Here is a 14,551-nt window from a genome sequence, read left to right on the forward strand (position 1 = left end):
CTACCCTTGGGCCGGAGCTGCTTCCTGCGGCTGGGCCTTCGCTTCCGGCGTGCTATCGAGGCTGCCGCTAGGTCCGAAGAATTCATAATGAATATCTTCCGAAGCAACACCCCACTCCTTCAAGAGGCCGTACACCATTCTCATAAACGGTTCCGGGCCGCAGAAGTAGAAACCCGCATCCTTAGTCGAGACGACGTTTTGGAGCCAAGGCAGGTCGATGTAGCCTTCTTTGTGAAAGGCTTGCGCGGCTCGGTCCTCATCTGTTGGCTTATTGTAGCACCAATATAACGAAACCTGCGGAGCACGAGCTGCAATCTCCTCCACTTCAGAGCGCAAGGCATGGACATTGGCATTCTGCGCGGCATGAATAAAGGTAACCGGACGATCGGAATGGCGCTCCTTCAAGGTGGAAAGCATACTAACTAGCGGCGTTAACCCGACACCTCCGCTAATGAAGACGACAGGTCTGGTATCCGCGAGATCTAGCGTAAAGTGGCCCGCCGGCGCCGACAGCCACAGCACATCCGCTGGGTTGATCTGCTCATGCAAGTACGTGGATACCTTCCCTGCGGGTCTGTTCGGGAACGCGTCCTCGCGTTTGACCGAAATCCGATAATACGATTTACCCGGTGCACCCGATAAGCTGTACTGGCGAATATGCGTGTACGTCTCTCCGGGTATTTGCACCTTCACGCTCACATACTGCCCCGGTTCAAAAGCAGGAAGCGCGCCTCCATCCTCCGGTTCCAGATAGAACGAGGTGATGACGTCGCTCTCTCGCACCTTTCGCTGCACACGAAATGCCCGATAGTCCGCCCATCCGCCATTTTGCTGCTCGGCCTGCTTGTACATTTCAGCTTCCGTCTCTATAAAGACATTCGCGATGATTCCGTAGGCTTCCGCCCAGGCTTCCAAAATCTCTTCCGTTGCCGCATCGCCAAGCACATCTTTAATCGCGGTCAGCAGCATTTGTCCGACGATGGGGTAATGCTCCGCTTTCACGCCGAGGCTCCGGTGTTTATGGGCGATTTGCTTGACAACCGGCAGAATCATCTCCAGCTTATCGATATGAAGCGCTGCCGCATAGACCGCGTTGGCTAGCGCCGCCTGCTGCCTGCCTTTGGTTTGATTCGCATGATTGAATATATGAAGCAGCTCAGGATGAGCGGTAAACAACAGGTGATAAAACCGCTTCGTAATGGACGTGCCGTGAACCTCTAATACGGGAACGGTCGATTGAATAATTTGGATCGTCTGCTTGCTAAGCATGGCGGTTTCCTCGCTTTCGTCACTTGGAATAATCCAAGTATACAAGGAGGCCTCTCGCAGGCGATGTGATTGCAATCACAGGAATTCGCAACGATCAGTGAAAATACGGACAGCTATACCATGATAGATTGGTTCGCAACACGCACCGTATTACGCTCCGCATGCTTGGCCTCATATAATGCCCGGTCCGCAGCCTTCAGCAGCTGCTTCATATCGTCCCAGCCTGCTGCTTCGCCGCTCACGACGGCAACGCCAAAGCTCGCCGTTACAGCTAGCAATCCATTCGGCCCTGCCGATAACGCCATCGGCTGATGAACCAGCTCATTACGGATGCGATGCGCCGCGGCTTCCGCTTCTGCCAGCGACAGGCTTGGCATCATCACTACGAACTCCTCCCCGCCATAACGGGCGAATACATCTTCCGTTCGCAGCACGCTGCGGCATACGCTGACTACATGAAGGAGCGCGCGGTCACCGACATCATGCCCATACGTGTCATTAATCCGTTTGAAATGATCGATATCGAACAGCAGCAGTGCAAGCGGTTCCCCGCTCGACAACGAGTTTGCCAGAAGCTTCTCACTCAGCTGCAAGAAATGCGTCCGATTATAAATCCCCGTAAGGCCATCGTGAAAAGCAAGCTCATGCAGTCGCTGCTGCAGCCGAACACGCTCCGAAACATCGATAAGCACGATTAGCTTGCCCGTTTCCTGGCCGCCCTTCTTCCTGACGACGGAAGCTCGAATATCGTAGTAGTAGGACTGGCCGTCCTTCTCCCACAACGTTTCTTGCGAACTCTGAGATTCCGTCTCTTCAATTAGCGTACTGTCTGTATGCTCACGCCATAATGGCTCGATCGATCGGCCAAGTGAATACGTGGATAACTGAGGCATGACCTGCGCCGCGGCCGGATTGAAATCGACCAGCCGATTATTCATATCCAGTACGAGTACGCCGTCACTCATACTCTCGAAGAGATTGTCCCGCGCAATCGGCGCCACGTTCATTAACCCCCTCGAAGCCAGTGCCCACATATACAGTGCGGATGTGCCTGCCATTATGACCGGAATCGGGTCAATCCCCTGCGGCGTCAAATTGCCGAGGTACGCAAAATCACCCGCGAGCGGCAGCAGCAGTCCTATCAGCATCGTAATATGCTGCAGCCGGTAAGCCGATTTCATACGGCTCCAGTACAGCAGCAGCAGCGCAACGCCGCCGAACATACACCCAAATGTATAAGCCCCTTGGATAATGTACCAAGGCCCTGCGTTCAGATCGACCTTCAAGAACCCTAATTCCGGCCTTATCGTGATGGACCGATAGTAGAGATGATGCATCTCATTCGACATGACAAGCGCGACGGTCACTAGCGGCATGACGAACAATCCCATGCGCAGAGCGGGCTTCAGATAGCGATCCATACCGAGAAAATACATGATGAGCAGCAGATTGATCGGCGGTAGGAACGGCATCCCAATGTACTCCACCTTGATCCAGAAGGTAATCTCATCCAGCGAACCAGCGGACAGCTCCAAGGCCGAGCCGAATATATAAACCGCAGACAGCAAACAGTGCGCGACAAATGTCTTCGACATGGACTGCTTCGCACGGTTCGTTAATATGTAAATCCCCATAATGACATTAATGACGCCGGCCGTAACGATTAACGTTAGAATAGCCGAATATGGCGTTCCCATTCCCCTATGCACTCCACTCGGAATCTGAGCGATTCCCTAATATCATTTTACGGCGTTGCGATTTGGAAGGTTGACACTACCGCCGCGTGATCCGACGGCCATTCATTATCCTCATGATTGCCAAACCCCTTCGGCTCGCCAACGACAAACACTTCGGAGCTTACAACCTGCACGCGGGAACCATGATAATAAATAAAATCAATGCGGTCTTGCGGCTCATGCGGATTATCACCCCATGGATGCTCCGGCGTATGGACGGTCGACCACGTAAGACCGGGCGTAGTTACCGGATCGGGATGTACGATACGATAAGAATCCTGCAACCCCGCCTCTTCCGCCATTGCGCTGACCGGCCATCGCACGACATAACCGCCATGCTGCGATTTGGTATCATCGCCCCAATCCAGATGGGAAGGGGCATTGAAGTCCCCCATGAGGAACAGCGGCATGTCCGATGCCAAATGAGGTGCAAGATCACGCAGAACCAGCGCCAGCTCTCTTCCGCGGGCTTCTTGTTCCATCGCTATAATCTCGTCAACCGGCTTGCTATCGAACAAAGCCCAATACGGACCGTAAGGATCGTAATACAAATGTGCATCGGCGACAAGAATGACTTGTCCGGAAGGCAGCTGAATGTGAGTGAGGACCGCGCTCATCCCGTCGACGTGGTCCGCTTCGATAATGGGATATTTGCTAATAATGCTGCAGTTCGCCCGGCCTTCTTGGTTCTGATAATAATGCCAGCCCAGCTTCTCCGCTACTGCTTTACCCGGGTCCGGCGTTTCCTGAAATCCTACAATATCCGCACCGGACAATTCTACGGCTCGGGCAATCTTATTTACACCGTCATGAACGGCCTCGCCGCCCAGCCAGGTGTTGAATGTCATGATTTTAATCATATCCGTTGTCGTTTGCATCATGCTTATATCTCCCCTTTTCGATTATTTTAACGAATCGCGTCGGATTTGGAAATACGGCAGAACTTCATGGCGGTTTTTCTGCTAAAATGACACTTAGTACAGTCACTTGGCCTGGAGGTAACTTGAAACGATGTCCCTAATCGGCGAGGAACGCAAACAGAAAATACTCGAACTGCTCGAATTAAACGGTAATGTGTCTTCATCGGAATTGGTGCAGCTTTTTGACGTGTCGAAGGAAACGGTGCGCAGATATCTGGATGAGCTGGAGGGGCAGGCCAAACTGAAGAAAGTATACGGAGGGGCGGTCAAACCTTCCGTCAGCTTCGAAGAACCGCCTTATTTGGAGCGAATGACGCTCAAACGCGAGGAGAAAAATCAAATAGGCCGGCAAGCGGCCGGCCTCATTCGTGATGGGGAAGTGATCTTTCTCGATGAAGGAACGACGCTGCTGACGGTCATTCCGCATTTGACCCAAACCGGTTTAACGGTGCTGACCCATTCGTTCCCCGCTGCCACCTTGTTGATGGAACAGCAGAATCAAGGGCATTTCGATGGTCGAATCTTGTTTCTCGGCGGGGAAATCAGCGCTCGGCATGCCCGCTGCGCAGGATCGATGACCGAAGCGGCTCTTGGCCATTATTATATCGATAAAGCGTTTATTTCCGTTGACGGCATCCATGCCGAAGCCGGTCTTACCAGTATGGATGACAGCAAGTCCGCCGTATCGCGCAAGGCGATTGCCCATGCAACTGAGGTCATTGTAACGGCCGATTATACGAAGCTTGGGCATCGGTTCCCGTATAAGCTCGGCGATCTTGAGGAAGTAACGTATATCCTGTGTAATCAAGCCCCGCCTGCAGATTGGGATGAAGCCCTCGCCAAACACCCGTTACGGTGGATTACCCCTTAACCTGCCTATCCGAATACGCTGATGACTACGATCGCGGACGCAATCGCAGCGGATGATGCGATTCGCTTCATCCCTTGCTGCTCCTTCAGCACCATGATGCCAAGCAAGGTGGCGAAGACCGTCCCGATCTCTCGAATTGGCGAGATGTGAGCCATCGGCGCCAGATTCATCGCAAATAAGAATAACAAGTAGGAGCCCGGCGAGAGGACAGCACCCATGAGGATGACTCTCCAATTGGCCTGCAGCTCGTCCTTCCATTGTCCTGAACGCAGCACCGCAGGCGTTAATGCCAGCAAGAAGCCCAGATTGCCTAGACAGAGCAGCTCCGGCGGCGATAAATAGCCGAGCGTCACTTTATCCACGAATACATAGCAGGTTGTACATAATCCCACCCCGAACGCTACGAGAATCGGTTTAAATGACCGCTCCCTCTTGCTCCTGCGAAACGACCAATCACTGATTTTGAAGAAGCTGACGATCATGCACAGGATGCCAATCCAGCCCCATACGGACAACGATTCCCCCAGAAAAGCCACGCCGATCGTTGGAACGAGCAGCGTTGCCGTTCCCCTCATGATCGGATACATTTGCGACAAATCCCCCAGATCATACGCTTTGGTCAGCAGGAAGGCATAGCAGCCTTGAATCGTCATCGTTAACAGAATAAGCGCATAAGCCTGCCATGGCAGCGCCTTGCTTAATAGCCGGCTCGCAACGAGCGGAATCAAGAAGATTGTCGATGGAAGGAGAATCATCCATAAGAAAGCCCCCTTGTTCAAGCTTCGTTTGGCAAACAGATTCCATACGGCATGCGTGAGTCCGGAGAACAGCACTAGGAAAACAGCGAATACTAACATGCTGCTATTCTACTGCTGTGCCGAATACACGCAGAGGCAGCTTCGCTTCCCATGATTCAGGTGCCGCAAGCCCCAGTGCATAGGCTGCAACGGCAGCCGTGTCCGCAATGGCAATCGGCTCCGTAATGGTAGTTCCAGGCTCAATGCCCGGGCCGGCCGCTGCCCAGAAAATCGTTTTGTCCAGTGGATGGTCGCTGCCGTGGTCCGTGTCGACTTCTCCGCCCCCGCCATGATCGGATACGACAATGATGAGACTGTCTTCAAGCGCATTCACTTGCTCCAGTGCATCCAAGATGACGCCTGTATTGGCATCCGTCTCTTCGATGTAGCGCAGCTGTTCGGGCGTATTATAGCCATGCTTATGGCCGGCCATATCCGGTAAATCCAAATGCACGTAGAGCAGCTTAAAATCGGAATGATTCCTTATATAGTCAGCCGTTGCCAAGGCAATCTCGCGATCGGGCATAGAGACTTTATGTACCCCGATATTCGGTTCAATGATGCCATAATTAATAGGCTCCCAAGCGCTGAATGAGGCGAGCTTGGCACTCGGGTCAGCTTCGCGGGCAATTCGAAAAATCGAAGGGTACGGTGAATCTTCGGGGAATAGCTGCTTCTCCGCCTTCGAGTTCGTTAATCCGTGTTTATTCGGGCTTACACCATGCATTAGCGCCCCCCAACACTCCGCGCTGATGGTCGGAGAAGCGGTTTGCGCTTCGAATGTAACAGCTCCCTTGCTAATCAAACGATCTAAATGAGGTGTTGCCGCAGCCTGTACGAAATTCCCTGCTCCATCCCAACCGATAATGACGACCCGCTTAATGGCTCCCATGGTTGATCCCCCTGTATGAATATGGAATGTAGTTCTCCTTAAGCATACTCAAACTGCCAAGTAATTTCAATATAAAACAACTAAATTCAACTAAAAGCACATTAATGAATAGATAACCTAAATCGAACTCATAAAAAAGAGCCTTCGCGCGCAGCGGAGGCTCTTCTCATCACAGTAATGAATTTATTTACCCAAGAAGCCTTCTTTGAAAATGTTCAGCAAGTATTCGAGTGTAGTCGGGGTTTAAGCTGCGATTACGCCGGAAATAGTGAAGCAGATAGGCGGCCAATATCCCGCTGAATAGGTTAATCAGCAGGTAAGGGGCCACTTTCGACAGGAAGGGAAGATGAAAAACGATATAGAAATCGACGAAGAAGAAAACTTCCAAATAGATGAGAAAAAAGGTCCACTTAAGCGCATACGAGCGCACCCTCGCGGCGATAATCGCGCTTCCGATGGATAGACATCCTGTCACGATGAGCAGCACCACGAACGCGGAAGGATCTTGTATCGTTCGGAATAACACCGTAATTGCACTTGTGACAGCTATTGCTAACGGGCCGCCATATAGGGCAGACATAAATAAAGCAATATTGCGCACATCAAGCACGACATTCGATTGCACATGAATACCTGAGAAGATCAGAATAATACCAAATAACCCATGCAATACGCCAACATTCAACTGAAATCGCCAAGAGGGTTTTCGTACTTTTCCAAACCTGGTAAACAACTGTCCCGTTAGAAAAGTAACTACAAAAAGAATCGAGGTGTTCACGATTAAATCACGAATAAACGGGGTCATTGGTTGTCACTGGCTCCTAGTTGTCCCATAATTCTATCTCCGATGTCACTATGTTCATGAATAGAATATACTCATTCGACAAAAACAGACAAATCCCTTTTCAAAGACATTAGTAGAGGTGATTTCAACAAAAAACGGTCGCACAAGGCGACCGTCACCAGAAACATTCCATGAAACAAGCTAGTTAGGCGTGAAAATCCAGACCCGAAACCACTTCTTTTACATACTCGCTGCGGATACAGAAGTCGCCGAAATGCTCGCCTTCATTCCGCTCTTTCGCATAATGGAGCAAGATCGGTCTCAGCTCATTCAGAATTTCAGTTTCGCCGATATTCTCGCGATACAGCTTGTTGAGCCGGTTACCGGAATGCCCGCCGCCCAAGTACATGTTGTACTTGCCCGGTGCTTTACCGATGAACGAGATTTCCGCGAGCGCAGGGCGCGCGCAGCCGTTCGGACAGCCGGTCATGCGAATGACGATTTCCTCGTCGCGCAGGCCTGCTTCATCCAGTATCAATTCAAGCTTATCCAGCAGGGAAGGCATATAACGCTCCGACTCCGCCATAGCCAGACCGCAAGTCGGCAACGCTACGCAAGCCATCGCATTTCTCCGCAGGGCAGAGTATTCCGCCCCATCTGTCAGTCCGTAGGTTTCAATAAGCTGCTCTATTTTCTTCTTCTTCTGGCTCGTTATATTGCCGATAATCAAATTCTGGTTCGGCGTAAGGCGGAAATCCCCCGTATGAATCTTGGCAATCTCGCGCAAACAAGTCATGAGCTGGTAGCCGTCCTCGTCCTTCACCCGGCCATTCTGAATGAACAACGTATAATGCCACTTGTTGTTGCTTCCCTTCACCCAGCCGTAACGATCCCCATTATGATCAAAATGATAAGGGCGTGCTTCTTCCAGCTTCCAGCCCAGTCGCAGCTGCAGCTCTTCAATAAACCACTCAATACCACGATCGTCGATCGTGTACTTGAACCGGGCATGCTTACGTACTGCACGATCCCCATAATCCCGTTGGATCATGACCGTTTTCTCCGCCAGATCCACCGCCTGCTCCGGCGTAATGAAGCCAATTACGCGCGCTACTTGCGGGTACGTCTTCGGATCTCCGTGAGACATGCCCATGCCGCCGCCTACTGCGACGTTAAACCCTAATAAACGACCATTTTCGTGAATCGCGATGTAGCCCAGATCTTGCGAGAAAACATCGACTTCGTTAGCCGGCGGAACGGCAATACCGATCTTGAACTTCCGCGGCAAGTAAACCGGTCCGTAAATCGGCTCCTGCTCCACGCCGTCTCGGCTGTCGACCACTTTCTCCTCATTCAGCCAAAGCTCATGATAAGCGCGAGTATGCGGATCCAGATGACTGCTCACCTTCTGCGCCCATTCCTGTACTTGCTCATGAACCTCGGATTGATAGGGATTCGGGTTACACATTACATTGCGGTTTACATCGCCGCATGCTGCCAGCGTGCTTAGCAGCTCTTCATTGACTTCCTGAATAACGGATTTCATATTCCACTTAATAACGCCGTGCAGTTGGAATGACTGCCGCGTCGTTAAACGAATCGTGCCATTGGCATGACGCTGTGCAATTCGGTCCATCATGAGCCATTGCTCCGGTGTTACGATACCGCCTGCAGCCCGTACGCGAACCATAAACTGATAGGCGGGTTCAAGCTTCTGCTTGTTCCGCTCATTGCGCACATCGCGGTCATCCTGCATGTAGCTGCCGTGAAACTTCATTAATCGGTTATCGTCCTCGGAAATGGAGCCCGTAATCCGATCCTGCAGCGTTTCCTCTAACGTTCCCCGCAGATAATCGCTTCTGCGTTTAATATCTTCCACGTCGCTATGCGGTGCACTGTTTGCTGATAGTAGATTATTATCCGACATGTCTCTGCCTCCCTCGCTCTCTTGGATCTCCCTGATTAGTAGACGTCCCGTTGATAACGTTTATCCTGCTGCATCTTCATCAGGTACGCTTCCGCTTCTTCTTGGCTGAGGGAGCCTTCCTGCTTCAGGATGGTGATCAATGCCGCTTGCACGTCATGCGCCATCTTCTTCTCGTCTCCGCAGATATAGACGGCAGCCCCTTCTTCCAACCACTGATACAGCTCTTTGCTTTTCTCCAGCATGCGGTGCTGCACGTAGACCTTCTCTGCTGTATCCCGTGAGAATGCAACATCCATGCGCGTCAACACGCCTTCCTTCAGCCAGCGCTGCCATTCCACTTGATAGAGGAAGTCCGATGCGAAATGCTGATCCCCATAGAACAACCACGTCTTGCCCTCTGCGCCATTCTCTTCGCGTTCGCCCAGGAATGCACGGAACGGAGCGACGCCTGTGCCCGGCCCGATCATAATAATTGGCGTTTCCGGATTGGCCGGAAGCTTGAAATTCGGATTGTCCTGCACAAATACCGATACGGATTGCCCCGGCTCAAGACGCTCTGACACATAGGTCGAGCACACGCCATACCGCACTCTTCCTGATGCAGTGTAATGTACCTTGCGGATGGTCAAATGCACTTCATCCGGAAAGGCCTTTGAACTGCTGGCGATGGAATACAGTCTAGGCGGGATACGTCTTAGCAGCGATACGAAGGTATCCGCTGGCACGCCTTCCAGATCGTAATCCTGTACGAGGTCTAACAGATCTCGCCCTTTAATGTACGCTTTCAGCTCTTGCTCTTGACCGGCGGCCAGAAGCTCTTCCAGTCCGGTTCCGGGCGTAAGCGCAACGATTTGTTCAAGCAGCGGCTTAGTCAGCACTGTAATTTCATAGTAACTTGTCAGAGCCTCTCTTAGTGAGCGCTCCTCATTAAGCTTAGGAAGCGTAATAAGTTCTTCCGGCGACCATCCCATTGCCGCAATCAGTTCATCGACAAGTCTGGGATGATTGTGCGGATAGACGCCCAAGCTGTCGCCCGGTTCGTAGTGGATGCCGGAATCTTCAAGAGAGATCTCCAGATGGCGTGTCTCCCGGTCCGATCCGCGTCCGTTTAAGTTTAAATTCTCAAGCACGGCAGCTTGAAAAGGGTTCGATCTTGAATATTCCGAGACCATTCCTTCCACGGATGCGGAAGCGGCCGTCGGTGCTTGAACGGCAGCTGAAGTCTGACCCAGCGAAGCGAGAACGCTCTCAATCCATTGGTTCGCCGCTTCGTCGAAATCAACGTCGCAGTCAACGCGCGGAGCAATGCGTTTACCGCCAAGCTCCTCCAGCCGTTGATCGAAGTCTCTGCCTGTTTTGCAGAAGAATTCATATGACGTGTCGCCTAGGGCCAGCACCGAGAATGGCAATCCTTCTAATTGAGGCGCTCGCTTGCTGTGCAGAAATTCATAGAATGAAATCGCATTATCCGGTGGATCTCCTTCTCCGTGTGTACTCACTAGGATGAAGAGATTTTGAACCTTCTTCAGTGCATTCGGCTTAAAATCAATCATGGAGGATTGGGTCACTTGGAAGCCCTGATCCTGCAGTTTACCGGACAATTTCTTGGCCAGCTTGTGACTGTTCCCTGTCTGCGATCCGAAAAGCACCGTTACTTCTTTAGAAATAGCCGGTGTACTTGTCGACTGGGCCGGTGCTTGCACCGTCGTCGTTGCCCCTTGTACCGCAGCAACCGATATCGCCGATAGATAACCGCTCAACCAAATTTTCTGCCCTTCTGTCAGTGTAGGCATTAATCGATTTAGCAAATCCACCTGATCTTGTTGAAATGGACTGTTTGTTACTTGAAACATGTTTCCTACACACCTCGCTCTCCCATGGGATATTCCGTTCACTCTGGTACGATTACTTACCTTTATTCCTTTAACGTATCATGTGCGGCCAATAGTAACAAGACAGATGATTTTATAGCATTCATAAGCTTTTGCAATAAACGCATTTCAAGGCTCGGGAGGGGCCGCTAAAAAAAATTCAATTTTCATCAAAAAAACGCTAATAAAAAAAAATATGCTGTCGATATATTGGGTAAAGCATCTCATATTACACTCATGGACGAGTGAATAAGCATGGTATTTATTCCGGAGAAGATCCGAATAGATGCCCGCCTATTTACTCGTCCTTTTGCTGTTTGGTTTAAAGCAGAACATCATAAGACTTATGGATGAGCAAATAAGTCGATTGTCATTCTTCAGGATGAAGAGGGGCAACGACGTATTTGCTCATCTTTTTTTTTACTAACTTCTAAGGAGAGAAGTGCATGCTCGTACTAGGGAGAAAACCAGGGGAATACATCATGATCGACAACAACATTATGGTGAAGGTTGTCAAGAGCGATGAGGGGCACTTACGGTTAGCCATCGATGCACCTAAACATATTTCAATCGTTCGCGGGGAACTGGTTGAAGAGCAGCAGAAGCAGCTCAAACAGTAAGGAAGATGCATGACCTTCCACTTAAGGACGAGTGGTTTAAATCAGGGACGATAGGGGGAGAGCCTTGCAATTCATTGGCTGGATCAGCGCGCGACCCAGCAGCGAATTGGAAGCAACGCTTTATTGTCTTACAAGAATGCAAATGGATGGCATTCTTAACACAACCACATGGAGGTAATGAACAATGAGAATTAATCACAACCTTGCGGCACTTAACACTTCCCGTCAATTGGGAGCTAACGGTGCGAACTCGTCCAAAAACCTGGAGAAGCTGTCGTCCGGCCTACGTATTAACCGTGCAGGCGACGATGCGGCAGGTCTTGCAATCTCCGAGAAAATGCGTGGTCAGATCCGCGGTTTGGATCAAGCTACTCGTAACGCTCAAGACGGTATTTCTTTGATTCAAACAGCCGAAGGCGCGCTAAGCGAAACACACGCAATCCTTCAACGTATGCGTGAATTGGCTACCCAATCGGCCAATGATACGAACTCGGGAACTGACCGCGATGCGATCCAAGAAGAAGTAAACCAGCTTTCTTCCGAGATCAACCGTATCGGTAACACAACGGAGTTCAATACAAGAAAAATTTTGAACGGCGATGTTGCGGTTACCGGCGATGGCAGAAAACTTACCGGCGGAGCTACAACTACGCTGGGAACAGGTATTACTGCAATTACAGTTGATCCTAAATCAACCGCTCCTACAGGTGTTTTCGATGTTAAAGTTACTTCCGACACCGTAGCACAAATCGAAACAACCATCCTCTCCAACGTTACGGATGCATCCGTAACAGCTGGCGACACCGTCGATCTGGCAGGCGGCGCATACAAAATTGCGATCACTGCGGAGAGCACGAAACAACTGGATGGCGCAGCTACAGATACCGGCGCTATTCTGAACACGGCTAGCGGCAACACAGCAATCACGCTTGAGAGCAACTCATCGTTGAATGATGTGAACCACACCCTTACTGTTCAGAAGAACCAAATCTACTCCTCCATCGGAAGCGGATTGGATATTAAAACAGGTACGGCTAACGCTACTGACTCCGGTACGTATACAATCGAAACATCGAGAACAATCGATGCTACGAAAGTTACGGATAACGGCGCCGGTACCCTTAAATCCGCTGGCGTCATCTCCAACTTCACTATGGCTTCCAATGCAACTTCTGCACAAGCAGCACTTATTAACAACGGTACTGCTAATACGTTGACAATCGGCGTAGTCGATGGCGGTGACGCCACTGCAGATATTACATTTACGTTTAGCGATGGCACTAACACTAGCACAGTTACGATTTCCGGAGCAGCTGGCGATGGTGCAAAAACACTTCAAGTTGCCGGCGTTCAATTCGATGTCGATGTCGATGCCATTATTGGCGGCTTGAACCTTGCTGATGCTGTTAATGATAACGGTACTTATAACGGTCAAGTAATCGGCCTTGCTTCCGGCGCTGCACTAGATCAAGTTAAAGTTACTCAAGGCGCTAACAGCGCAACAGCAACTATCGCTTCCAACACGACCGGTGATCTTACGTTTGATCTCGATGGCGGCGGTACAGATATTACCCTTACTTCGACAGGTGCTTCCTTCGTATCGGGTAACACATTGTCCACTACGGTTCAAAGCCAATATACAGTTAGCCTGAAAGAAACGGTTTCCGGCAACCAAATTGGAACAAGCTCTGTTGTGAATGAGCTTCAACTGGCTAGCTCGCCAAATGCACTGACGAACCTTTCCTTCGGCGGATCGGGTGCGCTGATTGACCTCAGCACTACTGCTCTTCAAGGCAAAGCTTCCGGTGCAAGCTATACGGTATCCTTCGATGTTGAAACCGCATCGGGCTACACGGCTGAGCTTCAAAAAGCCGATGGTACTGCAGTTGATGGCGCGAAATACTCCTTGAGCGCTGCAGCAGCTAACAACACGGTAATCGATTTGGGCCGCGATGTTAAATTGGAGTATGACGGCGCAGACCTTTCCGGTAACGGAAGCATCTTCTTCGGTGTTAATGCCAATGTTACGGAATATACGTTCGAGCTGACTAATGATGGCGGTACAACAACGTACGACACTCAAAAAGGTAAAGCCGGCGATACGATTGCATTCGATAACGGTGTAACGCTGACTACGAATGCTGCTACATTGACGAACTCCACGAATACGACGTTCAAGCTTGAGGACGATGTTGTAGACAATTCGTTGTCCATGCAAATCGGTTCGAACAGCGGTCAAACATTGGCTGTTGAAATTGCCGATATGCGTTCCAAAGCTCTGAAAGTAACCGGAACGGCTGCTAACTCTTCGATTACGGCATCTAACGGTAAAGTAGCTGCATTCACAGCTAAAGCATCCGTTACAAACGAGTCGACTACAGAGTACTCGCTTGATCTGAGCACAGCTTCCAAAGCATCTGCAGCGATTTCCGTTCTTGACGATGCAATCAGTGCTGTATCCACAGCGCGCTCGAAACTGGGTGCTTACCAAAACAGACTTGAGCACACAATCAACAACCTCGGTACATCTTCTGAGAACCTGACGGCTGCTGAATCCCGTATCCGCGATGTAGATATGGCCAAAGAAATGATGGAGTTCACGAAGAACAACATCCTTTCCCAAGCTGCTCAAGCGATGCTGGCACAAGCTAACCAACAACCGCAAGGCGTACTGCAATTGCTTCGTTAATCATTAGAAAGAAGGGAGCTCTAGCGCGGCTAGAGCTCCCTTCTTTCTTTATTTTACCGTCCTCTATAACTTTGGTTATACGGCTCATTTACTCATCTTCCCGCCGCTATAACTTTCGTCAGATCACATAATTGCCCACACGGTTTATGATCATTCCTATCACCATCACATCTAC

Annotated in this window: 11 protein-coding genes; 3 read left to right on the forward strand and 8 right to left on the reverse strand. The window is 50.5% G+C overall.

The window, feature by feature from the left end; all coding sequences use genetic code 11:
• The 3 genes from hmpA to AC50Y3_RS15010 all read right to left on the reverse strand — a co-directional run bounded on the left by hmpA (position 1) and on the right by AC50Y3_RS15010 (position 3,886).
• Positions 1-1,269: an NO-inducible flavohemoprotein gene (hmpA, locus tag AC50Y3_RS15000; RefSeq protein ID WP_494819644.1), complete on the reverse strand. Its 1,269-nt coding sequence runs from the start codon at positions 1,267-1,269 to the stop codon at positions 1-3.
• Positions 1,270-1,382: 113 nt separating this feature from the next.
• The gene (locus tag AC50Y3_RS15005; RefSeq protein WP_494819522.1) at positions 1,383-2,966 is read right to left on the reverse strand and encodes a histidine kinase N-terminal 7TM domain-containing diguanylate cyclase; all 1,584 of its coding nucleotides are present in this window, start codon (positions 2,964-2,966) and stop codon (positions 1,383-1,385) included.
• Between the two features lie 47 nt (positions 2,967-3,013).
• Positions 3,014-3,886 carry an endonuclease/exonuclease/phosphatase family protein gene (locus AC50Y3_RS15010; protein WP_494819523.1) on the reverse strand — a complete coding sequence of 291 codons (873 nt, stop codon included), beginning with the start codon at positions 3,884-3,886 and terminating at the stop codon, positions 3,014-3,016.
• A 130-nt stretch (positions 3,887-4,016) separates the two neighbouring features.
• Here AC50Y3_RS15010 and AC50Y3_RS15015 point away from each other — a divergent pair, with 130 nt between their 5' ends.
• The gene (locus AC50Y3_RS15015) at positions 4,017-4,796 is read left to right on the forward strand and encodes a DeoR/GlpR family DNA-binding transcription regulator (protein ID WP_494819524.1); all 780 of its coding nucleotides are present in this window, start codon (positions 4,017-4,019) and stop codon (positions 4,794-4,796) included.
• A 5-nt stretch (positions 4,797-4,801) separates the two neighbouring features.
• Here the strand turns inward: AC50Y3_RS15015 and AC50Y3_RS15020 are convergent, their stop codons facing one another.
• The 5 genes from AC50Y3_RS15020 to AC50Y3_RS15040 form a co-directional block, all read right to left on the reverse strand.
• Positions 4,802-5,653, reverse strand: coding sequence for an EamA family transporter (locus AC50Y3_RS15020; protein ID WP_494819525.1), 852 nt, complete (start codon positions 5,651-5,653; stop codon positions 4,802-4,804).
• A 4-nt stretch (positions 5,654-5,657) separates the two neighbouring features.
• Positions 5,658-6,485 (reverse strand): alkaline phosphatase family protein, encoded by an 828-nt coding sequence (locus tag AC50Y3_RS15025; protein ID WP_494819526.1) that lies wholly within the window; start codon positions 6,483-6,485, stop codon positions 5,658-5,660.
• Between the two features lie 187 nt (positions 6,486-6,672).
• Positions 6,673-7,290, reverse strand: coding sequence for a LytS/YhcK type 5TM receptor domain-containing protein (locus AC50Y3_RS15030; protein WP_494819527.1), 618 nt, complete (start codon positions 7,288-7,290; stop codon positions 6,673-6,675).
• Positions 7,291-7,474: 184 nt separating this feature from the next.
• On the reverse strand, positions 7,475-9,196 hold the full coding sequence (gene cysI / locus AC50Y3_RS15035) for an assimilatory sulfite reductase (NADPH) hemoprotein subunit (protein ID WP_494819528.1): 1,722 nt from the start codon (positions 9,194-9,196) through the stop codon (positions 7,475-7,477).
• Positions 9,197-9,231: 35 nt separating this feature from the next.
• The gene (locus AC50Y3_RS15040) at positions 9,232-11,049 is read right to left on the reverse strand and encodes an assimilatory sulfite reductase (NADPH) flavoprotein subunit (protein ID WP_494819529.1); all 1,818 of its coding nucleotides are present in this window, start codon (positions 11,047-11,049) and stop codon (positions 9,232-9,234) included.
• A 464-nt stretch (positions 11,050-11,513) separates the two neighbouring features.
• On the opposite strand from AC50Y3_RS15040, the gene AC50Y3_RS15045 reads away from it, so the two are divergent.
• On the forward strand, positions 11,514-11,687 hold the full coding sequence (locus AC50Y3_RS15045; RefSeq protein WP_494819530.1) for a carbon storage regulator: 174 nt from the start codon (positions 11,514-11,516) through the stop codon (positions 11,685-11,687).
• Between the two features lie 184 nt (positions 11,688-11,871).
• A complete protein-coding gene (locus AC50Y3_RS15050; RefSeq protein WP_494819531.1) occupies positions 11,872-14,376 on the forward strand; it encodes a flagellin N-terminal helical domain-containing protein in 2,505 nt (834 codons plus the stop codon).
• Positions 14,377-14,551: the final 175 nt, after the last annotated feature.

Source organism: Paenibacillus sp. J22R98 (assembly GCF_059383835.1).

Coding starts and splice junctions, on each gene's coding strand:
- hmpA (WP_494819644.1), bottom strand. CDS start 1,269: ATGCTTAGCAAGCAGACGATCCAAATTATTCAATCGACCGTTCCCGTA.
- AC50Y3_RS15005 (WP_494819522.1), bottom strand. CDS start 2,966: ATGGGAACGCCATATTCGGCTATTCTAACGTTAATCGTTACGGCCGGC.
- AC50Y3_RS15010 (WP_494819523.1), bottom strand. CDS start 3,886: ATGATGCAAACGACAACGGATATGATTAAAATCATGACATTCAACACC.
- AC50Y3_RS15015 (WP_494819524.1), top strand. CDS start 4,017: ATGTCCCTAATCGGCGAGGAACGCAAACAGAAAATACTCGAACTGCTC.
- AC50Y3_RS15020 (WP_494819525.1), bottom strand. CDS start 5,653: ATGTTAGTATTCGCTGTTTTCCTAGTGCTGTTCTCCGGACTCACGCAT.
- AC50Y3_RS15025 (WP_494819526.1), bottom strand. CDS start 6,485: ATGGGAGCCATTAAGCGGGTCGTCATTATCGGTTGGGATGGAGCAGGG.
- AC50Y3_RS15030 (WP_494819527.1), bottom strand. CDS start 7,290: ATGACCCCGTTTATTCGTGATTTAATCGTGAACACCTCGATTCTTTTT.
- cysI (WP_494819528.1), bottom strand. CDS start 9,196: ATGTCGGATAATAATCTACTATCAGCAAACAGTGCACCGCATAGCGAC.
- AC50Y3_RS15040 (WP_494819529.1), bottom strand. CDS start 11,049: ATGTTTCAAGTAACAAACAGTCCATTTCAACAAGATCAGGTGGATTTG.
- AC50Y3_RS15045 (WP_494819530.1), top strand. CDS start 11,514: ATGCTCGTACTAGGGAGAAAACCAGGGGAATACATCATGATCGACAAC.
- AC50Y3_RS15050 (WP_494819531.1), top strand. CDS start 11,872: ATGAGAATTAATCACAACCTTGCGGCACTTAACACTTCCCGTCAATTG.